This window comes from Nostoc sp. C117, assembly GCF_043099735.1.
GTDB lineage: Bacteria > Cyanobacteriota > Cyanobacteriia > Cyanobacteriales > Nostocaceae > Nostoc.
This window is the reverse complement of sequence record NZ_CP170991.1, coordinates 6,546,572-6,569,493: the sequence shown is the minus strand read 5'-3', so window position 1 is coordinate 6,569,493 and position 22,922 is coordinate 6,546,572. Positions and strand designations below refer to the sequence as shown.

General features: G+C 38.7%; 15 protein-coding genes and 1 pseudogene. 7 read left to right on the top strand and 9 right to left on the bottom strand.

Translation table 11 applies throughout. The annotated features are described in order from the left end of the window. Positions 1–7: 7 nt before the first annotated feature. The 4 genes from ACFG4S_RS28195 to ACFG4S_RS28180 all read right to left on the bottom strand — a co-directional run bounded on the left by ACFG4S_RS28195 (position 8) and on the right by ACFG4S_RS28180 (position 5,304). Entirely contained in the window at positions 8–1,135 is a 1,128-nt protein-coding gene (locus tag ACFG4S_RS28195) for a tetratricopeptide repeat protein (RefSeq protein ID WP_392532217.1), read from the bottom strand. A gap of 229 nt (positions 1,136–1,364) precedes the next feature. Then, complete coding sequence (locus ACFG4S_RS28190; RefSeq protein WP_392532216.1) at positions 1,365–3,506, bottom strand: ATP-binding protein; 2,142 nt, start codon at positions 3,504–3,506, stop codon at positions 1,365–1,367. A gap of 352 nt (positions 3,507–3,858) precedes the next feature. Continuing rightward, the gene (locus ACFG4S_RS28185) at positions 3,859–4,332 is read right to left on the bottom strand and encodes a tetratricopeptide repeat protein (protein WP_392532215.1); all 474 of its coding nucleotides are present in this window, start codon (positions 4,330–4,332) and stop codon (positions 3,859–3,861) included. Between the two features lie 3 nt (positions 4,333–4,335). Beyond that, on the bottom strand, positions 4,336–5,304 hold the full coding sequence (locus ACFG4S_RS28180; RefSeq protein WP_392532214.1) for a homogentisate phytyltransferase: 969 nt from the start codon (positions 5,302–5,304) through the stop codon (positions 4,336–4,338). A 326-nt stretch (positions 5,305–5,630) separates the two neighbouring features. Here ACFG4S_RS28180 and ACFG4S_RS28175 point away from each other — a divergent pair, with 326 nt between their 5' ends. Together ACFG4S_RS28175 and ACFG4S_RS28170 are read left to right on the top strand one after the other, a co-directional pair. Next, on the top strand, positions 5,631–6,470 hold the full coding sequence (locus tag ACFG4S_RS28175; protein WP_392532213.1) for a uroporphyrinogen-III synthase: 840 nt from the start codon (positions 5,631–5,633) through the stop codon (positions 6,468–6,470). Between the two features lie 142 nt (positions 6,471–6,612). Then, positions 6,613–6,918 carry a 2Fe-2S iron-sulfur cluster-binding protein gene (locus ACFG4S_RS28170; protein ID WP_392536097.1) on the top strand — a complete coding sequence of 102 codons (306 nt, stop codon included), beginning with the start codon at positions 6,613–6,615 and terminating at the stop codon, positions 6,916–6,918. 379 nt (positions 6,919–7,297) lie between these two features. Here ACFG4S_RS28170 and ACFG4S_RS28165 read toward each other — a convergent pair. After that, positions 7,298–7,585, bottom strand: a pseudogene (locus ACFG4S_RS28165) (Hsp20/alpha crystallin family protein); the annotation flags it as partial. 389 nt (positions 7,586–7,974) lie between these two features. Between ACFG4S_RS28165 and ACFG4S_RS28160 the strand changes: the two are divergent. Further along, positions 7,975–8,295, top strand: coding sequence for a DMT family transporter (locus tag ACFG4S_RS28160; protein ID WP_392532212.1), 321 nt, complete (start codon positions 7,975–7,977; stop codon positions 8,293–8,295). Between the two features lie 589 nt (positions 8,296–8,884). Here the strand turns inward: ACFG4S_RS28160 and ACFG4S_RS28155 are convergent. Next, a complete protein-coding gene (locus ACFG4S_RS28155) occupies positions 8,885–9,703 on the bottom strand; it encodes a type 1 glutamine amidotransferase (RefSeq protein ID WP_392532211.1) in 819 nt (272 codons plus the stop codon). A 54-nt stretch (positions 9,704–9,757) separates the two neighbouring features. After that, positions 9,758–11,095 (bottom strand): MurT ligase domain-containing protein, encoded by a 1,338-nt coding sequence (locus ACFG4S_RS28150; RefSeq protein WP_392532210.1) that lies wholly within the window; start codon positions 11,093–11,095, stop codon positions 9,758–9,760. A 661-nt stretch (positions 11,096–11,756) separates the two neighbouring features. Here ACFG4S_RS28150 and ACFG4S_RS28145 point away from each other — a divergent pair. The 4 genes from ACFG4S_RS28145 (at position 11,757) to ACFG4S_RS28130 (ending at position 15,579) form a co-directional block, all read left to right on the top strand. Then, positions 11,757–12,533: an FkbM family methyltransferase gene (locus ACFG4S_RS28145; protein WP_392532209.1), complete on the top strand. Its 777-nt coding sequence runs from the start codon at positions 11,757–11,759 to the stop codon at positions 12,531–12,533. Positions 12,534–13,203: 670 nt separating this feature from the next. Continuing rightward, on the top strand, positions 13,204–13,791 hold the full coding sequence (locus ACFG4S_RS28140; RefSeq protein WP_392532208.1) for a thylakoid membrane photosystem I accumulation factor: 588 nt from the start codon (positions 13,204–13,206) through the stop codon (positions 13,789–13,791). Between the two features lie 454 nt (positions 13,792–14,245). Then, positions 14,246–14,854 (top strand): hypothetical protein, encoded by a 609-nt coding sequence (locus tag ACFG4S_RS28135; RefSeq protein ID WP_392532207.1) that lies wholly within the window; start codon positions 14,246–14,248, stop codon positions 14,852–14,854. Between the two features lie 287 nt (positions 14,855–15,141). Continuing rightward, positions 15,142–15,579 (top strand): Hsp20/alpha crystallin family protein, encoded by a 438-nt coding sequence (locus tag ACFG4S_RS28130; RefSeq protein WP_392532206.1) that lies wholly within the window; start codon positions 15,142–15,144, stop codon positions 15,577–15,579. A 367-nt stretch (positions 15,580–15,946) separates the two neighbouring features. Here the strand turns inward: ACFG4S_RS28130 and ACFG4S_RS28125 are convergent, their stop codons facing one another. Continuing rightward, the gene (locus ACFG4S_RS28125) at positions 15,947–17,347 is read right to left on the bottom strand and encodes a Rieske 2Fe-2S domain-containing protein (protein WP_392532205.1); all 1,401 of its coding nucleotides are present in this window, start codon (positions 17,345–17,347) and stop codon (positions 15,947–15,949) included. A 65-nt stretch (positions 17,348–17,412) separates the two neighbouring features. Next, positions 17,413–22,887, bottom strand: coding sequence for an AAA family ATPase (locus ACFG4S_RS28120; RefSeq protein WP_392532204.1), 5,475 nt, complete (start codon positions 22,885–22,887; stop codon positions 17,413–17,415). Between the last annotated feature and the right edge of the window lie 35 nt (positions 22,888–22,922).

Here is a 22,922-nt window from a genome sequence, read left to right as displayed (position 1 = left end):
CCATTATTCAATTCGTTTGGGTGTTAATTCTTTGGATTAGCCCATCAATTTTCTCAACCATCTCGTTGTTTTTCTCAGCTTGAAATAATTCTCTGGCTTTTTTGAAATTGATGAGCGCTTCTTGTGGCTGTCTTTCTCTTCCTAGAGTGATGGCCAGATTATAGTAAGCATATGCATAGTCAGGTACAAGGCTAATAGCTTTTTTGTAATGTGCGATCGCTTCTTGAGGCTTACCTTGATCGTCCATAGCATTTCCCAAACCTGTGTAAGCTTCTGCATGTTTAGGATCGATGCGAATGGCTTCGGTATAGCTAGCGACTGCTTCTGTTAGCTTACCTTGAGCGTATAAAGCACTTGCTAAATTATAGTGAGCGTCTGCATCTTTGGGATTAAAGCGAATGGCTTGGTTGTACTGAGCGATCGCTTCTGTTAGCTTACCTTGCTCGTACAGTGCATTTCCCAACGCATTATGACCTGCTGCGTTTTTCGGTTCGAGGCGAATGGCTGTTGTATATTCTGCAATTGCTTCTGTTTGCTTTCCTTGAGCATAGAATGCGTTCCCTAAGTAATAGTGAGCGCTTCCATTTTGGGGATCGATGGCAATGGCTTGTTTATAGTAGGCGATCGCTTCTGCTACTTTGCCTTGAAGGTATAAAACATTTCCTAAATGAAAGTGAGCTTTTGGGTATTCGGGATCGAGGCTTATGGCTTTTTTGTATTCTGCGATCGCTGGTTCTAATTGATTGAGCCTCGCTAAAGTTAAACCCAAATTAAAGTGTGCATCAGAATTTTTGGGTTCAAGGCTGATGGCTTGCTTATAGTAGGCGATCGCTTCTTGTGGTTTACCTTGATCGTCAAGACTATTTCCCAAACCAATATAAGCTTGTACAAATTTTGGATCTAGTTCAATTGCTTTCCGAAAAGCCGCTTCTGCTCCCTTGAAATCTCCTTGTTTGTATAGATTCCTTCCTTTCTCGAAGTTAGTAACTGCGTTTTTGTTCTCAGGGAGTGCTGCTTGATTTGAGTTTGGGAATTTTGATAAAACAACGCCAATATCTTTACCAAAGGCAGTATTTCCATTACTCAAACACAAGCAGATAATAGCTGCTACCAGGATTTTATTGTTTTTCAGCATTTTTATTCCCTTACCTGCTTGTTTACACGTAATATTAAGTTCGGCTAATTGCCAAGTACATACATGATACGCTTGCTCTGACGCTAGCAAAAGCCTAGCTTTGGCTGCGTTATAGCAGGAATTATAAGTTATTAACCTAACTTGATACAAGTATACTCTGAATATAATTGTCTATTTGTCAATAGACGATGCTCTATTCCGACTCAAAAGTCATTTTTTAGGTAATTGCTCACACTTTTATTGCCATAAGTTGGGCAATCGCTGCAATTAATTTTTCCGGGTTAATAGGCTTGGATAAATGCATCTGAAACCCAGCTTTTAGGGCTTCTTGTTTGTCATTGTTTCCTGCAAAAGCAGTTAAGGCAATAGCTGGAATTTGTCCACCTTGTTCTGGTGTCAAACTTCTTACTTGATGTATTAACATATAGCCATCCATATAGGGCATACTAATATCGCTGACCAATACATCTGGCTTTTCCTCTACTAGAGTTTGTAATGCTTCTAATGCAGAAGATACGACGATAACAAAAGCCCCATCTTCTTCTAATACAAAAGCAATGAAATCTCGTGAATCAGCATCATCATCCACAAGTAAAACCCGGACGCCAGTGAGGGGAAAGGAGTTAGAAGCTAACAATGCAGGGTAGTTTTGTTTGTCTGGCAAGCTTGGGCTTTCATCTGATATCAGCGGTAAGCTAACAGTAAATGTTGCTCCTTTACCCTCACCTTCACTTTCTGCTTTGACTATGCCACCATGTATTTCGATAATATTACGGACAATTGCCAATCCCAGTCCTAATCCACCAAAACTTCTAGTAGAGGTGCTATCTGCTTGGCGGAAGTAATCAAACACATAGGGTAAAAACTCAGCGCTAATTCCCTTACCTGTATCTTTAACGATGATTAGAGCATAGCCATCAGCTTGCTCTAATCGCACTTCAACTTTTCCTCCCTTAGGTGTAAATTTGATCGCGTTAGAAATGAGATTCCAGACGATTTGCTGCAAACGAGTGGAGTCGCCCATAACTTCTCCTACGTTCGATGCAAATACTGTATTTAACTTAATCAACTTTGTTTCTGCCGCTAAACCCATTGTTTCTAGTGCAGACAATACTGTAGATTCGAGGTTAATCTTCGTAATATTCAGCGTCAGTTTGCCCTGTAAAATTCTAGAGATATCTAGCAAGTCCTCAATGAGTTGAACCTGTAAGTTAGCATTCCGCTCGATTGTAGCTATTGCTTCAGATGTTTTGGCTTTGTCTAAAGAGCGAGTTTGCAACAACTTTGACCAGCCGAGAATTGCATTCAGTGGAGTGCGTAGTTCATGAGAGAGAACAGCTAGAAATTCATCTTTAATTCGATTTGCTGTTTCTGCCTTAGCTCGTGCTATTTGTTCTAATTCCAAGAGGTGCGCCCGCTCTTCAAGGATTTGTTTTTGTTCGTGGATATCTGTACATGTGCCAAACCACTTAACTACAAAACCTTGCTCATCTTTGACTGGTAAACCTCGCGCTAGCTGCCAACGATAGGAGCCATCAAAAGCCCGTTTAAAGCGATATTCATTGTTATATATAGTTTTATTTCGTACAGCATTAGACCACACCTCATGGGCATTTTGGATATCATCTGGATGCAATGCAGCCAACCAACCAGAACCCAAAGATTGCTCTAATGTTAGCCCTGTGTAGTCACACCAATTTTGATTAAAAAACTCACATTCACCGTTAGCATCAGTTGTCCATACAAGTTGAGGAATTGCTTCAGCCAAGTAACGGTAGCGTTCTTCACTTTGTCGGAGACTTTCTAAGATGCATTGGCGTTGAAGAATTTCTAGTTGTAATTGCTCATTGGTTTTGGTAATTTCATTGGTGCGAACAGTAACCATTTCTTCCAAATGATTCTGGTATTTTCGCAGTTCCTCTTCTATCCGTAAGCGTTCGGCTATTTGTGTTTGAAGTTCTTCATTTGCTTGTTCTAGTTCAGCAGGACTAGGAAGTGCTAGTGCTTGGGGAACTGAAGACACAAGATTTACTGCCGTAATTACAGATATTATTGCTGTTAGTGCTTTGACAAACCCCGATAGCCAATAAGTTGGATGCCAAAGTGTCCAAATCTCTATTAAATGAGTAGTACCACAAGCTACAATAAATCCACTAAACAGCAAAAAAATCCAATCAAAGGGCAAATCCTGTCGCTTACGAACAAAGTAGAAGAGGGTAGTTGGAATTGAGTAATAAGCTAGTGCAATGAATGCATCAGATAATATATGTAACCAAACTAAATTCTTTTCCCATAAATAGCAGTGTCCATGTGGAATAAACGATCCTGATGTAAACAAGTTAGTCCACAATTCTGATATGATATCTGACATAAATACTTAATTTTTTATAATCTATAAAATAAATCTACTAATATCCTGTCTCAGGATATAAATAATAGCATAATGAAAAGAACTGCATTGGCAGAGCGTTTCGCAGAGAAGAACGCATTGGAAGCATCTCACTTTTGTAGAAAGCTCTTTAAACCTCACCCCAACCCTCTCCTTACTAAGGAGAGGGAGCAAATATCTTGTTTCCCCCCTGACTAAGGCGGGACTAAGGGGGGTCGATTTAGGGTACATTTACAAAAGATGCTCCCGAACGCATTCCCTTACCCTCTCGTAAATAAGAGCGCAAATTAGGAGACAGAACAGAAAAACTTAATCTTCGTAATTTTCATTTAACTTAATATCCAGTTGACTTAGCACTCATCTTCTCCAAAAGATGAGTTATCTTCTGAGCTTTTTCAGGTTGGCGTTGTTTTTGCAATAACTCTTTAGCTTGTAGCAGGTTATTTTTAGCTTCTTCTTGTTTCTCTTGTTGCATTAAAACATTTGCCAAACGCAAGTAAGCATCAGGATTTTTGGGGCTGCGGCGAATTACTTCGCAGAATAATTCTGTTGCTTCTTGTACTTGGCCTTGCTGGTTTAAAACATCTCCCAGAAATAAGCGCACCACATCATTAGTAGAGTTTAGGGAAATCACTTTGCGAAAAGCTGCTTCTGCACCTTGGTAATCTTTTGCTTGATAGAGATTGACTCCTTCTTGAAATAAGTCTGAAGTAGCTAAAGTTTTCCAGGCGAAATACCCGAGAATTGCCAGACTGATTGCAACTATGCTAGTAGCGATAATAGAACTAATTGGAAAGGTTTCTAACATTATCTAAGCTAAAAGACAGGCCATAGGAAAAATCAGATATTCAATAAAAAAGAGTTTCCAGATAAATTGATAAAACTGAGCGATCGCACTTTTATCTTCTAAGTCTACTCCAAAACTCCGGAACCACATCCAAACAAGCAATCCTAGATGAGTAATTACCAGAAATATGGGGTTAACAGAGGCTACACGTAGCACACCAACTGAGATGATTCCCACATAGCAGACAGTTATCACCCAAAGGGCGAGATTAAACACAGCTTGGCCGCCGAGTTGGATAGTGAAAGTAGAGATATTGTAAAGGCGATCGCCTTCAATATCTGGGATATCTTTAAAGATAGCGATCGCCAAGGTAAACACCAAAATAAATAACGTCAATACCCAGACCACAGGCACAATGACTTGGCTTTGTTGTAATGCCCAACTATAATGCAAATACAATCCCAAATTCACAATTGTGCCGCGCACCGAAAAAATACACAGCGCCGCCCAGAAGGGAAACTGTTTCAAGCGAATTGGCGGTAATGAATAAGCAGTACCAATGGCCAAACTAATCGCCACCATACCAAACAAAAAGGGGCCAGTTAGCCACGCTACAACTAACGCCAAAATGCCACTAATGGCTACAATTAATTGCCCAGTCCGCCGAGAAAATTCCCCTGATGCTAAGGGTAAATGAGGCTTATTAATCTTGTCAATTTCAATATCTTCTAACTGATTCAAACCGACTATGTAAACATTGCCACACAGACAAGAAATCCATGCACCTAAGAGAGGAAGTAGGGAGTAGGGATTGGAGAATACGGAATCAGTACTATTACTAACGGCAATGGCAATAAAATATAAAGCCAAGACACTCAGACTTGTACCGATAATCGTGTGAGGACGAGAGAATTTCCACAAAGCGTACAACCAATCCAAAGATAATGGAAGGGGTTTACGTGGCAAAGGACTGTTTTGATAACTCTGGCTCATGAATAGTTTTGATACTATATTCTGGCTTACTCTATAACCATTGTCACAGAATTTGGGCTATTAATAAAAGCCAAACATGTGGAAGGCATTACAAAGATCCTTCGCCAACTAGTAGTTCGCCAAGTGAACTTTGCGGGGTAAAGGGTAAGGGGGAAAGGGGAAAGGGTTTAAATCTCTTACCCTTTTCCCTTTCCCCTTTCCCCAGTCCTCACTTAGCATTTTTGGGTTGGTAGACTACTAGGAGGTATCACCAATTTTGCCACAGCTAGCATATCTGTGGTAACCTACAGTGCCTTGTATCTAAAAGTGACAGATCAACTCAACCAATGCACACCAAATCAACAGAAATTAACTTGCTGACTCCAGCTAGCAAATTACCTCTATATAACAAGAGAATTTTAGTTACAGCACCGAGAAATTATGCTTATAGATTATCTGAACAAATAATTAAAAAAGGTGGTCTACCTGTTCTCATGCCTACTATCGAAACCTGTTATTTATCAAACTATAGTCAATTAGATACTGCTCTCGGCCACATAAAAGAATTTGATTGGATTCTCTTCACAAGTAGAAACGGCATCGCTGCATTTTTTCAGCGCATGAATGATTTGAATATTCCTGTATCTGCGTTAGAAAATTGTCAATTATGTGCATTGGGAAAGGATTCAGAAAGCTTATTATCTTTTTTTGGCAAGGTGGATTTAATTCCCAGAGAATCTAGCCCGGCTGGAATTGTGGCTGAATTAAGGAAAATTCCCCAAATTCATGAAAAAACAGTGCTGATACCTGCGCCGGAAGTTGTGGGTTTGCCGGAACCTGATGTTGTACCGAATTTAATTACAGACTTACAGAATTTGGGCATAAAAGTAACTCGCGTACCCACCTATATTACGCAGGGTTTAGATAAAAATATATACGGTATTGAATTAAACCTGATTCGTCAAAGAAGAATTGATGTAATTGCTTTTAGTAGCACAGTAGAAATAGAAAGCTTTTTGAGAATGGTAAACTCGCCAAGGGATTATGAACATTGTGTTATCGCGTGCTTTGGCCCCTATACAACTGCCAATGCTCAAAAGCTGGCAGTCAACGTCTCTATCGTGTCTCAGGATTATAGTTCATTTGAGGGATTTGCTGAAGCGATCGCCACATTTTTCTCTTTTTGATTTTCCTGTCAGCTTTTGGTACATGTCAACTAGCCTGAGTAAGCATTTGACAATCTAAAACAGTCAACCAATCAACTCTAGACTAGCAGCACATAAACTCGTAGTATCGAATATGGAGTTTATCTTAACTAGGGATTGTTACATGGCAACTTATAAAGTCACATTAAAGACCCCAGATGGAGACAAAACGATTGATGTTTCGGAAGACGACTACATTCTAGAGATTGCTAACGAGGAAAACGATCTAGACTTACCATATTCGTGTAACGCTGGTTCTTGTTCTACCTGCGCCGGGAAGCTGATTTCAGGTAAAGTTGACCAAGACGATCAGAATTTCTTAGACAACGACCAACTTGATGCGGGATGGGTTCTTACCTGCGTGGCCAAGCCCCTTTCTGATTGCGTCATCGAAACTCATCAAGAGGAAGCACTCCAAGAGGCTTCTTAACTAAGGAATCTCGATTTAATAAAGAGCAAGTTTGTAGAGTGCGTTATGCACATTTTTGTTAACGCACCTAAAATCTAACTGGTGGGTCACCCTACGCGATAAGACAACGCTTTTGCGGTTTACCAGTCCGCTACAGAAGAAAACCTTCTTACAGCGCTGGTTTAACAGTTGCGACAACGGAGAAAACGTCCCGAAGTTTGGGGCGAAGTAAGTCTTTGCTCCAACTTATCTTCGCAACGCACTGGCTCCCCTACAAGATTTAAAATTTTGCACTTTCTTAAAAAACCTGTATAGGCTGAGTAATTCACACTAAAAAGCGCTCTCCAAAAGGGAGCGCTTTTTATTCCGTTTAATGGATTGTTACAAATAAACCCGAAAATTAGCCAGCTGATGGTAAATTAACCTTGACGACTTTGTTTTTTTCTTCTTGAGCTTTGGGTAGCGTCAGGTTCAAAATGCCATCTTTATAATCTGCCGTGACATTGATATTTTCAATCCGAGCAGGTAAAGGAATTACACGTTGGAATTTACCATAGTGAAATTCGCTTTTGATTACACGTTTATCTTCAGATTTAGCTTCGGATTTACGCTCAACAGTGAGATATACAGCATTTTTCGTAACTTGTAAATCTAGGTCTTTATGTTGAATTCCTGGAAAAACTAATTTAGATTGATTTTATTTGTTGCTTTGTTTTAATAATATTGAAAAATAAAAGTGGCGTAAATTCAGTTATTATCACCTGATTGTTCATAATTACTGAACCATAAATCTAGTGACTAATGACTAAAAGGTACGGGAATCTGAAATAGTGCAGGTTCAGTAACCTTGACAAAAACAGATTTTAAATCTATAGCCCCATTTGTAAAATTCTTGAGAGACAAAACAAGATACCCGACTTCTCAAAGAAGTCGGGTATCTATCAATACGGTTTGGTTAAGATAAGAGACGGCGATTTATCACCTCTCTACAAAGAACTTGGAAATAATGAGATTGATTGCATTTTTTTAGTTTCATAGAGATAATAAAAGACTTCTAATCAAATAATCACAACAGATATGTCAACAAGTTGGATTTACCTTTTGGCAGCCATCATCTTTGAAGTCTCAGGCACAACTTGCATGAAATTATCGCAAGGGTTTACTAAAATAGTCCCTTCAGTATTAATATTTGTCTTCTATGGACTTTGTTTTACTTTTTTAACCTTTGCTCTCAAAAGACTTGAAGTCAGTGTTGCCTATTCTGTTTGGGCTGGATTGGGAACTATCTTAATTGCAATGATTGGGATGATCTGGTTTCGGGAATCTGTTACATTTATGAAGCTAATTTCCATCGGCTTAATAATCATAGGAGTAATTGGCATAAATGCAAGTAAATAAGTGAAAATGGCTATAAATTAGTGACTGCATACTAGATTAATGTATTTCATCTAAGCTGATGCGCGTCTAAAGTATATAAACACTCTTGATGGTCGTTGATTGTTGACGGTTAACGGTTAACAGTCATCAGGTAAATGTACAAATTAAATGCGTAATAGCTTACTTCAAAAAGCCTATAATTTTGAATCTAACAAAAAAATTTTTGATTTCGTGATTAAAGGGTTTACATCAAATAAAAATTACCTCGTATTTGAAAATACACGAGGTAATTAACAATTCAAAATTCAAGATATTTTTATACGTACAAATAAAAAAACATCCAATTTTTATTGTGGGGTGGACATCTTGTTCGCCCTTAATCAATGTAAGAGGATGTTTGAAAAGTAGTTAGCTGTGATTTTAGTCACTTGTCGATCCCCCCTAACCCCCCTTAAAAAGGGGGGAACTGGAATCAAAGTCCCCCTTTTTAAGGGGGATTTAGGGGGATCTAGAACGTTTTGTTACTGAGAATAGGACTTTTCAAACAACCTCTAAGAAACCCAACCGATAAGATTGGATAATTTATTTCTTGGTAATCGCTAAAGAAGATTCAAACTTTCGTTGTCCCACGAGTTGGTAAAGCCACCTTCAAGCGCTGAAACATTGTTTCTCGGGCTTGGAGAGCCAGACTATCATCTAATGGTTCTAAGGTAATTGGCTGCTGATACTTTAGGCGCAACGCCGTTTGAATTAACCAATCAGCCACAAAGGGATTTTTAGGTAACAAGGGGCCATGAGAATAGGTAGCGATCGCATTCTGATAAAATGCTCCCTCTGTGCCATCTTCACCATTATTCCCTAAGCCGTACACCACTCGCCCCAAAGCCTCTACTTTTCCTAGCTTGGTGCGTCCACCGTGATTTTCAAAGCCTACTAAATATGGTGTACTACCCGTCATCTCTGTTAAATCCTGCGCCAGACGCGAAGCTGTTACTTCAATTACTAAATTGCCAATACAGCGTTTAGTATTTTCACCAGGATGTACAGAAACTAAATCGAGTATCCCCAAACCTTCAATGCGTTGTCCTAAGCCTGGTTCGTAATAGTGTCCCAGTAATTGGGGGGAACCACAAGTAAAAACTCCCGGTGTCCCATTTTCAATTTTCTCGCGCATCGCCTCAGCTTTCGCGCCTTGCAAATCACGCATAACAATTTCTTGTTGACGGTCTTGTGCGCCACCACCCACTATGACATCTACCGATTTAATATCATCTGCTGTGGAATTTTGATCTAGGGGTAATACTTTAACGCTATATCCCCGCCATTGAGCGCGACGTTCTATAGTAATTACATTACCGCGATCGCCATAAGTACTCATCAGCGTCGGATAAAGCCAACCGATTGTTAATTCTAAATTTTGGGAACTCATAAAATTTAGGGAATTGGGAATGGAGAGACATGGAGACGCTAGAAAATGACAAATTTAAAGAATTTTCCGCCCAGTGAGAACTTCTCGCACTTCTAGCATGGCTGAATAGGTAGGCAGAATGTGCAAAGTTTCATTCTCTGGTGTATGTTCTAAGGCAGTAGCGATCGCTTGCCTTAGATCTTCTTCGACAATTAAATTTAATGTACTCTCAGGAGACTTTTGGCTGTAACGCAGACGTAGTGCCATATCATAAAGGCGATCGCCACTCACTACTAAAGTTCCTCCTCGTTCGACTAATTTCTCTGTATCCACGTCCCAAATCCAGGATACATCAGTACCATCGGGCGTGCGATCGTTCAATACTAGCAGTGTAGTTTTATCTGTACTTTGAGTCACTACGCGAATTGTTTCATTAGTACCCACAGGATTTTTTGATAACAAAATCCGCACTTTTGTACCGTTAATTACTAAATCTTCAGCACGACCAAAAGCCGCTTGAAAGGTGTTAATAGTATCTCTAATTATTGCTTCATTAACTCCTAACTCTTTGGCTGCTGTTACTGCTGCCAAAGTATTGTATTTATTGTATAAACCAACAAGAATTTGCGACCATTCACTACTTTCAAGAGTTGGTTGGCTTTTAGTAAAACCACACTTGGGACAAGTAAAATCTCCCAAATGAGACAAGTAAACACCCTTGTAATCTAAGGAATGTCCACATCTGGGACAATAAATAGAATCAACAGCGTGAGGAATTGCTTCCAAATAATGTTCTGGTTCATTCAAGCCAAAAAATAACACTCGTTGGGGTAACTGCTGACCAAGGTTAGATAAAGTTGGATCGTCAGCATTAGGAATTACCACGGTTTCTGGTGGTAGGGTAGAAATAACTTTTGTCCAACGCTTACTAATTGTGTCTACTTCCCCATACCTATCGAGCTGGTCGCGAAACAAATTTAAACAAAGGATAATTCGCGGCTGGAGTGGAGTTAATACTTTCGGTACAATATTTTCATCAACTTCCAAAATAGCGTAGTCAGCATCTAGCCTACCGACTAAATTGGTATTTTCCAATAAAGCTGTCATCAAGCCATTTTCGAGATTTGCACCTGTAGAGTTATGAGTGATGCGGTAGCCTTGGTTTTCTAGTATCGTTTTTAAAAGCAGCGATGTAGTAGTCTTGCCGTTAGTACCAGCAATTAAAATCACTCCCTTTTTAACTTGCTGGCTTAGTAATTGTAAAAGTCTGGGTTCAATGCGACGAGCAATGGAGCCTGGTAATACACTAGCAGCACCTAGACGCAGCGATCGCACCCAAAATGTCACACTTTTGGCCACTGACACCGCGAAACCCAATCGCACTCTATCTATAAGTTCTATTGTGTTTTCCACATCTGTACCCTAATCTTCTGGCGGTTCCTAATTGAAAGTTTTGAGTCACAAATTTAATTTTGTGAGTTTAGCGAATCCTAGCTTAAAAAGCCAGTCATCAAAAATTAAAAATTTAAAACCTGGTTTTAGTAACTGTAGTATTCAACTTTCCTAAGTGGATTTGAAAAACATAAAGACGCTATTTTTTTGACTGGAAAGCCGATCTTACAAAAGTTTTTAGGAAACAGCGAGTAATAAGGTAATAAAGTTTACCTGTAGCTGAGTTAAAACTACATAAGATTATTTCAATTCAGGATGCCAAAAATGTAAAAATAAATACTCATTTTCTAAATAAAAATTTTTCTAACGTAATTATACAAAAAGTACAGAAAATGGTACTATCAGATTGATAAATAGAAAAAATATTTCTTAATAATGTTTTTTCTAAATAACCACGATTGAGAGATTGTTTAGAAAGTCGTTAAGTATACTTAAAACCCTCTCCAAACCTCTTTTTTACAGATTAAGAGGCTTTGAAACCCTCTTGAACTTGCGAGTTTTGAAAGCAATGCAGGTTAGGTTTGCAAAGTTTTAATGTTAATAACAATACTTTTCAACATTATCTCATTTATTAAATAGTTAAAGTCGACAAATTTGTGACAAAGTATTAGTAGAAGAAACTATGAATTTTTTCAAAGAATTGATCCTTGAAACTCCTTTAGAAGCACCAGCCCGCTCTTTGATAAAATTATTTCGTAAGAAGAAAGAATCAGAATGGAATTTAAGAATAAAACGAGATAGCGAGAACATAAAACTATTACTGCACAATATCTTGAGAACAGATTCAAACTGCGTAGATATCGGTGCTAATCAAGGAGAGTTTCTTACTCTTTTTAGTCAACTTTGCCCTTCAGGTGAACATTATGCATTTGAGCCTTTGCCGAAATTAGCACAAGGCTTGGTTGAAAATTTTTCGCATGTCAAAGTTTTCAATTGTGCCCTAAGCAATAGAGCAGGTAGAACTACATTTTATTGTGTTCCTGGATATGAAGCATGGAGCGGACTCCAAAAACAACATTACCCAGCAAAAGTTAATCCAGTAGAAATAGAAGTAGAAATCAAGCGTTTTGATGATGTAATCGAAGATAAAATCCAAGTGGATTTCATTAAGATTGATGTGGAGGGTGCAGAGTTTGAAGTTCTACAAGGGGCAGAATTGACTATAAAGCGGTGCAAACCAACAATTCTTTTTGAACACGCAAAAATTCATAACCAGGAGTATGGAACAACACCCGATATAATTTACGATTTCTTGGCTGACACATGTGGTTTAGAGATCCTAGAGTTACAAATGTCTAGAGTCTTAACCAAGGAGCTATTTTGTGACATATATGAATCTTCGTTTGATTCAAATTATGACAGAAACGCTCAAACAAATTTTATTGCACGGCCTCGTTGAGAATTCCTTTTTATGGACATCTTGCAAAATTGAGTTGCTCATAAATATATTTTAATCCCGATCTATTAGGACTAGTATTTAATTTTTGAAATATACGTAGGGGAGCCAGTGCATTGCTTTGGTTACCAAAGTTGTAGCAACTGGCGTTGTGTTAGCGCAGAAAGTACGGCACTAGAAGCTTGGAATAGTGCGTTACGCTGTGCTAATAGACCCTAAAAGACTACTGAGATTTTTTCAGAAATCAAATATGATTCCTATATTACTCCGTAAATTTTATCGGGCTTTATTGGGGTTTTTAGTAATTAGCCCTAGCCTTACAGTAGATTGGATTCTTAATTCAGCCACTAACAATTTTTACCACTTAATTTAGTTAATTATTTTCCCCTTGGAGCTTATCTGTGGAGGAGTTTTTACTGCAAGGAATCTTAGCCATAATACCAGCCTTTAGCAAGAGATGATCTCACTAGTACAACATCAGTACTGAGTGCGTTCAAAAGAAAGAATATTTATACTGCAAGCTTTTTATCCATTTAGGATGGTAAATTTATTTCCCCCATGACGTACTAGGCGTTATCTTAAAAAATAGTGCGCGGACGTAATTATATATCCAGCCCAGTTTGCCGATTTCAGTACAACTCACGACAAGTAGTAGCTTGCAAGGTTTCTTTTGATGAATAGCACAAAGTTTCTTTTTTTACATAAAAAAATTACTGGCTGGCAAAAATTGCTGTCCAAATGCTTGTTGTTGGTTGTTTGTCTGTTCATTATAAGTATGCAAACTGCATATGCTGGTCTCAATGATGATAGATATGATGGCAACATGTTTGTCGTTTATGCTGGTAATGGTTCATTGGTTCCTCCCAGACAAACACTCGCACAGTCTTTAGCAGAACATAAACCTGTATTTTTGGCGTTTTATGTGGATGACAGCAGCGAGTCAAAAAGATATGCCATTTCCATTTCACGGGTACAAGAATTCTACGGTCGGGTAGCAGAGATTATCCCTATTAATGTAGATACTATCCCGCCCAAAGAGACCTACGACCCTAGAGAACCAGGATATTATTACTCTGGGAGTGTTCCTCAAGTTCTGGTCTTTAATCAATCAGGTGAGGTCGTTTTGAATAAGAAGGGTCAAGTACCTTTTGAAGAGATAGACGATGAATTTCGCAAAATATTTGATTTATCACCACGCACTGAAACCGCACAGCTAAAGCGACGGGCTTTCAATGAGTTCAGCAGTGAGTTAGCTAAATAACTTCTAGGGTAGACCAAATTGGTCTGCCCTAATTTTTAGTGCTATCTGTTACTGCATTTCTTCCGATGCCAAAGCATAATAAGTAGAAGGCAGAAGGCACAGAGCAAAAGACATAACGTAAAATCTCCTCAACAAGCTGATTTTACTTGTCTTATTTAAGATTTCATTATGTCCACCTACTTTTTTAAATATTCTGTATTAACGAGTTAGAAACTTAATTCACAGTCTATAGTTCATAGCAAATGCCTAATGCCCACTTGACCTGAGCTACTTGTACCGAGCGGACTTGTATTGAGTTTCGACTACGCTCAAATCGAGCGTTCGCGTAGCGTCTCCGTTAGGAGAAGTCGAGATTCAACTACCGCAAAGCCGAAGTAGCCGAGGTAAGCCGTTCTCGTAGCGTCTCGCAGAGAAGGGATGCCCAATAACCAATGTCTAACTAAAGTGTATTCTGATGTCAAAGGTTTACACCACCCAGGAACTAATCCAAATTTTGGCAGATGAGCGCCAAGCTTGCCTTAATGGAAAACGCCTAAAATTAGAAGTAACAGTTTCTGGTAATCCCGTAATTGACCAGTTTATCAAAACTGATGGGCTACAACAATTTACTGCCTATCAAGATTTCAAAGCTGCAATTCACGAGTATCAAAGAGAAAATGAAGTTTCAGGTATTATCTGGCGCAAGGTTACAGTCAAAGGTAAAAGTTTGGATTATCCCGAAGTCCATACTGAATTAATCGCCCTTATTAGTGACTTAGAAGTATTAAAAGCTGCTAAAAATTCTATTTTGGAATTTTGGTATGAAGTCACTATGGAGATGGATTTGTACTTGAGTTTCAATAATAGTAAACAACACCAACAGATTGTCACACCTGATGTAGAGAGAATTGCTCACAGAACAGAATGGGCAAGTTTGTGTAAGTGGGAAAATTCTAGCTTTTTGGAAATAATTTTGCAGCTAGGGTGGGGTCAACCAGAAGAAGCCTATTATAAACGAGGAAGACCGCGATCGGGTAGTGAATATATTCATGCAGTCAATCCTGGGAATCGTCCCATTGGTTGATTGATATAGCAATCCTAAATCATTCGTGAGAGAGAATATCCCCCACTTCTCAAAGGAGCTGGGGATATGTGACTTTCAGAAGTCTGTTCTAATATTTTACGGTTTACCGAACACAATAATTCGAGTAAACCGTAATTTTTACCGTACCTAACATGGTGCGGTAATCATCAATTTATTGGTGCTAAAAACCGAATTTACAGCAGTTTAAATCATACGTAACATTGAAATTAAGCACAGAGCCAAGTGCAAAACTAATTAAACAAAACTAATTAATGGGAGGAAGAGTTATGACATTAGTTCGTTGGAATCCTTGGAGAGAAATCGACACTCTACAACGTCAAATCAATAACTTATTTGAAGACAACAGAGTACCGTCTGGATTGGTGGACAGAGATTTTATCAAAGTTCCAGCTGCGGAACTAAAAGAAACTGATAATGCCATTTATCTGAAGCTAGAACTACCAGGAATCGATGCTAAAGATCTAGATATTCAAGTCACTGAAGATGCTGTTCACATTAGCGGTGAGCGGAAGTCTGAAACTAAAACCGAAGAAAATGGGACTACCAAGACTGAATTTTACTACGGTAAATTCCAACGTGTAATTCCTTTATCTGCTCGGATTCAAAATACTAACGTTTCGGCAGATTATAAAGACGGCATCTTGCATCTGACACTACCTAAAACTGAGAAAGAAAAGAACAAAGTTGTCAAGGTTAATCTCTAAAACCTGCTGCTTAATCAGTAGACCTCTTGCAAAAGTGCTTTTTGCAAGAGGTGGGAAAAGGGAAAAGGTTAAAGGGGAAGTTGGGGTCCCCTTTGGGGATAAGGGGCGGGGGAAAATACAAAACCTTTCCCCCTTTTCCCGACTTCTGCAAGAAGTCTAGTGGCGATCGCACACTCTACCTCCTTTGGTAGATTGACATAGCCAAAAGCTCAGTTCTGAGATTGACTGGGCTTTTGTTGTCAAAATTATCTGTATATTAGAACTTTCGGAAGTGTCACAAAAATAAAAACTTTTAGTTTGTAGTGAGGACTACCCTACGGGAACGCAACTCTTAGAGAGGCTCCGCCAACAGCCCTGATTTTGAGGACTAAAGTCCTTCTTTGCTTTCATAAAGCTTGAGCAGAGGTAAACCTCTTTTGGGAACACTGCTAAAAAAAAGTTGTCTGATATCGTCTGATAGATATGAAAAGAAAAAACTCAAGACTCCAAGAATTGTTGATATTAGCGCCAGTTTCAGAGGAAAACCGATAAAGATCGAGACCAATGTTAAAAGCATAAATATCAGACTGCAAATCTTACAAAACATTCGGATTTTTTCTATAAAAATTACAGAATTACGACAACTAGGACAATGCTTTGTATGTCTATGCCATCGGTCGTAAAGTTGTTCATCATTTAATTCTTTTACACTCCCTTCTACACACCCTTCCCACGAAGGCCTACCTCCAGCAAATTCATCTAGCCATTTTCTAAAAGTTATAATGCCTACATCAGCAGGAGAAGGCATAAAGTATGCACGTTGCCATTTTTTGTCTAATGATAACTGATTCACTTCTTGGGAGTGCATAACTGATAAATCTTGATCGCTTAGCTTGTATGCAGATAAGTGCTGTAACCCAGTTTGCAAATCCTTAGGCATAATCTCCAACAAAAAGTTCCTTTTAACGGAATTTCCATCAGAAATAAACTTGCCAATGTACCTACAGAAACCTGGTTGTGTAGGTACAAAATACAACTGGAATAAATTAGTTTTTCCGTTGGGATAGCGGTATATTGTAGTGTTACAGGAAGGTGGAGTAAACCTCCGCATAGCTTCCATATCTTTGTTGAAAAGATTGTATCCTTGATGTTTAAGAGTAAAACCTCCTTCAGCCGATATTTCTCCAACAGCTGCAAAATCTTGCATAGGTACAGCTGCTTGAGGTGAAAACAAACCTATTCCTTGATGAAGAAATTCTGCATGAGAAGGGTCAAAAGTACTTTCAACAGACACCGTATAACTAACTGGAACTTCTGTCATATGCCAGGGCGTGGAAGATATATCTAGTTCGCACTCAGGTATAGTAGCTGGTTGCTTTGAATTACAATCTTCAAAGGCTGTTGAAGTATCATCTGGCCAGACCCAAAGTAATCCTTGAATAACTTGTGTGGGATATGTAGTTATTCTCGATCTTAAACTATCGCAAGCAGTTACTTCTGCTTCACTACCAGTCAACATGGGGATAAAAGTACATTTCCCGTCTCCATTAAAACACCAACCATGATGTCTACACATCATGGTTCCATCTTCAGTGATACTTCCCATAGATAGCCGCGCCAACTTGTGAGGACAAACATCATTCATCACTATCCATTTTTGATTTTTGTCTCTCCAAATCACCAACTTTTTTCCCAGAAGAGTCACTGGTGTCGGATTACAAGTATCCAAGTAGCTTAACGGACTAATTGGATACCACTGCTTAGTCCATGAAAACTGAGTTGTCATCATAACAAGTACAAGAGTAATCGACAATAACTAGAGATTTTATTTTAACGATAATCTCTAGCAAAAATCTATATTGGTATTTCAATGATAAATTCTGTACCCTCTCCTAGTGTAGAAATGCAGCTTAATTGACCACCATGTTTTTCGACCACAATTGAATAGCTAGTTGACAATCCCAAACCTGTACCATGACCTATAGACTTCGTGGTAAAAAATGGATTAAATATCTTATTTTTAACTGACTCGCTTATCCCTACACCATTGTCTGCAATGCTGATTAATACCTTTTTTTGATTGCATAATTCAGTCCGAATGACAATAGTAGGTTGACGATTAGATTGTAATTCTTCAAAGGCATCAATAGCATTATTGATAATATTCATAAACACCTGATTAAGAGCAGAAGCATAACAATTAACTAAAGGCAATTGACCATACTTTTGAATGACTGTAATCTCTGGATATTTGCTATTATTTTTCAGGCGATGCTGCAAAATTAAAAGAGTACTATCAATACCAGAATGAATATCTACTGGTTTAATTTCTGCTTCATCCAATCGAGAAAAATTCCGTAGTGACAGCACAATTTGACGAATGCGGTCTGCTCCCAATTTCATTGATGATAATAGTTTTGGTAAATCATCTAACAGAAATTCTAATTCCATATCGGCAATTTTATCTCTAATCTCTGCTAATGGTTTTGGATAGAATTGCTGGTATAAACTATTTAATTCAATTAAGGATGTAACGTATGCACTCGCAGGTTCCAAGTTGCCATAAATAAAATTAATTGGATTATTAATTTCATGAGCAATTCCAGCAACTAGCTGACCCAATCCAGACATTTTTTCAGATTGAATTAGTTGCGCTTGAGTGGAATAAAGTTTTTCTAGTGTTGATTCTAATTGAGTGCAATAATGGTTTAGTTCCTGGGTGCGTTCTTTGACTTTTTGCTCCAGAGTATGGGAATAATCCTCTGATTGGCGATAAAGTTGGGCATTTTCTAAAGAAATTGCGGCTTGAGTAGTAAGGAGATTGAGAACTTGTAGGCGATCGCTTGTAAATACTCCTGCTGTCAGGTTATTTTCTAAATAAAGGATACCAATCAATTTTCCTTGGTTGATGATGGGTGTACACAAAATACTTTGGGGTTGCTGCTGTTGAAAATAAGGGTCAGATGCTAAGGAAATTTTAACTATTGCACGATCGATAACTAAGGTTTCACTGGTACGAGAGACATAGTTAATTACACTCACAGGAATATCTGGACTTAATTCTATGGGTATGGATGGCTGCAAAGTGCTATGAATCGTTGTGTTAGTTGCCTTTAATTTTGCGGTTGCTTCTATAGTTAAACTGTTATCTTTGGATAACATCAAAACACATTTATCCGCACCTACATTTTCGATGATTACTTCCATGAAAATTGATAACAATTGCTCGAGCTTAATTTCACTTGATAATGCTTGAGAAGCTTTAGAAATAGTTGCTACATCTAGACTTTGGGAAATACTTTTACTATTAGAAAAGAGAGTTTGAGAAGCAAAGCTGACAATAGTATTGTCTAAATTAAGGCTGCTTTGTGACTGTTGGAGTATGGTTGCTAATAATTCGGGATAGCGTTGTTCTAAGTCTGCAATTTTAGCTTTTGCTCCCCAACGAGCATAGCCGTAGTAAGCATTTATGATATGAATTTGAGCAAATTGCTTTTTACCCCAATCAAGATAGAATTTAGCTGCTAATTCATTGCTGATTGCTTCTTCGTGGATGTAGCCGTTTTCTTGAGCCAGCTGAATGGCGCGATCGTACATTTCAATGGCATCTAGTTTATGATCTAAAACCCGATGCCGTTCCGCCTCAAGCAAATACCACTTATGGAGATAATTCATGGGAGCGTGCTGTGCCCATTGCTGTAGAGTTGTTTGATGGGTTTCTACATGGATCATAATTTCAGCTTGCGTCTGTTCTGACTGTGTGGAGAAAATTGCCAAGTATGTCAGAACTGCATAGAAATGGAAAATGGGAACACAAACCATTCCCGATACTGCCATCAAATACTGTTTGGTTTGGGAGATATAGTCTAGGGCAGCTGCGTAATTGCCGAAGTTGTAGGCAAGTAGTAGTTTGTAGATATAAACTTGAGCGATCGCAGTTAGTTCATTATCCTGATGGTGCTTGGGAATCATCACCGTTTCATCGTATGCAGTGCCAATTAAGTAATGTGGTTCACTCACCGTTTTCCTCAAGTTCTGCACCACTTCCTGTTTCATATCCAAATAAATCTGGGCCGAATATTGTTTGGTTTGTGCCAAAGCAGCAATATAACCTGCTATTTCTGATTCCCAACTATCCAGTTCTACCCCAATTAAGAATTTGAGATCGAAGTAACTAGCTATGTTGTAGCTAGCGTAGAGAAAATCACCAGTTTCCATACCCGCAGCATAGCCACACTTCAGCGTCAGTATCGCTGCTCTCATATCTTCCTGCCGATGCTGAATAAAGCACCCAAACAAAACCATAATCATCGACTTGAATTTCTGGGCATTGAACTGCTCCAGCAAGGAGAGTCCCAATTTCCCAAAAGCATAAGCTGTTTCGACTTCCCCGAAAAAGGCACACAGCACCATACCGTAACTTGCATACCCCGCAGTTGATGCGGGTGTATTGCCAAACTGGAGTGATAAACTTACCATTGTTGCGCTCAACAAGGGCAATAAACCTGGCATTCCCTGGAGAATGGATGGCAATAAGATTGCTAACAGTTGCATAGCTGCCTGAGTTGTGGGATCGGTCACGATGGGCAGATCGCTCAATTCCTCAATCCGTCTACCCTGGAGTTGGCTGACAAGGGTTTGTATGGCTTTGCCAGTCTTGGCTTCGTCAGGTTCGTTAGGTAATTCAACCCCCAATTGCCGTAGCGCCTCTCTACCCACTGCGATCGCCTCTAGCATTTGGCTTTGAGCTGTCTGGGCAGCGATTTGAATTTCGTAAATTTTGATTTTGTCTAAAATTGTCTGCGCTGATTGCAACACCAACCCAGCTTGCTGTTCCATACTTTCAAAGTCAGCATTCAAATAGGCAACTTCCGCAGCAGCAATATAGAGATTTAGGGTTAATTCATACTGATTTTGCCAACAGTTTGCTGTGAGTAGCTCAATCCCCGTTTGCAAATACACCCTTGCTGCTGCGTAAGCTGTAGAATTTCTCGCCTTGACTCCAGCTTTTAAGTTAAGTTGAGCTAAGACTTGGCGATCGCTTGCTTCAGTAATTAACGCTCGTCCTAAATTTAAATGAAGGACAATATCAAACAGTTTTTCCTCTTGATTCATCTCGGATAAATTTTCTCGGAGTAACTGCCCGATTTTCAGATGAGTTGCTGTTTTCTGGTTATCAGGAATCAGTAAATAGGCTGCTTGTTGTACTCGGTCATGTAAAAATCTATAAGTAACTGTCATTTGTTCGCTATTTTCTAATGAAATTAGCGCTTCGCCTTCCCGCAGAGTTTGACCAGATGAATCATGATAAAATTTATAAACATCAGTAATCGGTAAAATCAACCCTTCTTGCAATGATTTCCATAAATCAGCAGCTGTTTCTACCTCTGATTGTTCTAAAACAATTGCCAAAGTAGATAAATCAAACTGATTGCCAATACAAGCTGCTAACTTCAGGACATTTTGTGTAGAGGATGGTAGTTTTTCTAATTGCAAGGCCATAAACTCAACGACATCATCTGTAAGCGCCTGTTGACTAACTTGTGTAATGTCACATTCCCAACAGCGTGACTCAAAGTTAAATTTAATTAGCCTATCTTGATACAATGCCTTGATAAATTGTGTAGTAAAAAATGGATTTCCTTGAGTTTTTTGATAGACTAATTTAGAAAGAGATAATGCCAATTTTTCTGAACATTTAAGTGTATCAGCGACTAATTGATTTACTTGCCTTTGATTTAGTGGTTCTAAAGTAATCGTATTAATCTTTGCTTGGGTTTTGGCAATTTCATTCAAAGTCAACATTAAAGGATGGGCAAGGTTGACTTCATTATCACGATATGCACCAATTAATAAAAGATGACCTGTATCAGTCATTAACAACTCTATTAACTTCAGCGATGCCGAATCAGCCCATTGCAAATCATCTAAAAACATCACTAATGGATGTTCTTTACTAGTAAACACTTGGGTAAATTTTTGGAATATTAAATTAAATCTATTTTGTGCCGCAGTTCCTAATAATTCTATAGCTGGTGGTTGTTGGCCAATAATTTTTTCTAATTCCGGGATGACTTCAATAATTACCTGTCCATTTTCCCTGACAGCCTGTAATATTTTACTTTTCCATTGCTGAATTTGAATATTACTTTCTGTTAAAAATTGCCCAATTAAATCCCGAAATGCTTGTACAAATGCCGAAAAGGGAATGTTACGTTGAAATTGGTCATATTTCCCTTTGATAAAATAACCGCGTTGTCGCACAATTGGTTTATGAACTTCGTTGACAACTGCTGTTTTACCAATACCAGAAAAACCAGCTATTAGTATCATTTCTACCCCCCTTAGTCCCTCAGCGGATTCAGGGGGGTTAGCGACTCTTTCAAATGCTTGGAGTAAGGTTTCTACTTCGGCTTCTCGTCCGTAAAGTTTCTCAGGGATGATGAAGCGATCGCACACATCCCTACGCCCAACCTCAAAAGCCTGAATCTTACCAGTTTCTTGTAGCTGATGTAAGCAATTTTCTAAATCAAATTTCAATCCTAATGCACTCTGATATCTGTCTTCAGCATTTTTCGCCATCAATTTGCTGACAATATCGCCAAGGACTTGAGGTATCTCTTTTTCCCTTAAATTTGGTGCTGGTCTAGCAATGTGAGAATGTAGCAACTCCATCACATCTTTTGATGTAAATGGTAACTCTCCTGTGAGCAATTCATAGAAAGTTACACCCAAAGAATAGAAGTCAGTGCGGTAGTCAATTCCCCTGTTCATTCTTCCTGTTTGTTCTGGGGATATATAAGCGAGTGTTCCTTCTAAAATGTTGGGACTGATAATAGTTTGAGTTTCTCTTGGTAATAAAGATGCAATACTAAAGTCAATTAATTTAACTTCTTTACTTTCGGGATTAATTAAAATATTAGCGGGTTTAATATCTTTATGAATAATTTGCTCTCGGTAGAGTATGTCTAAGGTATCGCCTAGTGCGATCGCTATTTCTAAAAACTCTTGTAAAGACTCGACATATCGTGTTTGGTCAAAGGCAAAATAATCTTTGAGAGAAATCCCCCCAAAGTCTTCCATTACTAACGCATAACCATTTTGATATGCCTCTAGGCTATAGGTTTGGATGATTTTGGGTGAGTTCAGATTTTTGGCGATGGTGTATTGATTGCGAAATTGCACGAGTTCGCCCAAACCCGGATAAGGATTTTTCAGTAGTTTGATCGCTACACGTAATGAGTCAATTTCTCGATATCCTCGATAAACCAGGGTTCTCGAACCATTGTAGATTTCTTCAGTTACGTGGTATCCGGGAATACTGACCATGCTGCTAAATTTTGAAGGCTTGCAAATTTAGTGTT

Coding starts and splice junctions, on each gene's coding strand:
- ACFG4S_RS28180 (WP_392532214.1), bottom strand. CDS start 5,304: ATGAGCCAGAGTTATCAAAACAGTCCTTTGCCACGTAAACCCCTTCCA.
- ACFG4S_RS28170 (WP_392536097.1), top strand. CDS start 6,613: ATGGCAACTTATAAAGTCACATTAAAGACCCCAGATGGAGACAAAACG.
- ACFG4S_RS28175 (WP_392532213.1), top strand. CDS start 5,631: ATGCACACCAAATCAACAGAAATTAACTTGCTGACTCCAGCTAGCAAA.
- ACFG4S_RS28120 (WP_392532204.1), bottom strand. CDS start 22,887: ATGGTCAGTATTCCCGGATACCACGTAACTGAAGAAATCTACAATGGT.
- ACFG4S_RS28195 (WP_392532217.1), bottom strand. CDS start 1,135: ATGCTGAAAAACAATAAAATCCTGGTAGCAGCTATTATCTGCTTGTGT.
- ACFG4S_RS28185 (WP_392532215.1), bottom strand. CDS start 4,332: ATGTTAGAAACCTTTCCAATTAGTTCTATTATCGCTACTAGCATAGTT.
- ACFG4S_RS28190 (WP_392532216.1), bottom strand. CDS start 3,506: ATGTCAGATATCATATCAGAATTGTGGACTAACTTGTTTACATCAGGA.
- ACFG4S_RS28160 (WP_392532212.1), top strand. CDS start 7,975: ATGTCAACAAGTTGGATTTACCTTTTGGCAGCCATCATCTTTGAAGTC.
- ACFG4S_RS28125 (WP_392532205.1), bottom strand. CDS start 17,347: ATGATGACAACTCAGTTTTCATGGACTAAGCAGTGGTATCCAATTAGT.
- ACFG4S_RS28155 (WP_392532211.1), bottom strand. CDS start 9,703: ATGAGTTCCCAAAATTTAGAATTAACAATCGGTTGGCTTTATCCGACG.
- ACFG4S_RS28135 (WP_392532207.1), top strand. CDS start 14,246: ATGTCAAAGGTTTACACCACCCAGGAACTAATCCAAATTTTGGCAGAT.
- ACFG4S_RS28145 (WP_392532209.1), top strand. CDS start 11,757: ATGAATTTTTTCAAAGAATTGATCCTTGAAACTCCTTTAGAAGCACCA.
- ACFG4S_RS28130 (WP_392532206.1), top strand. CDS start 15,142: ATGACATTAGTTCGTTGGAATCCTTGGAGAGAAATCGACACTCTACAA.
- ACFG4S_RS28140 (WP_392532208.1), top strand. CDS start 13,204: ATGAATAGCACAAAGTTTCTTTTTTTACATAAAAAAATTACTGGCTGG.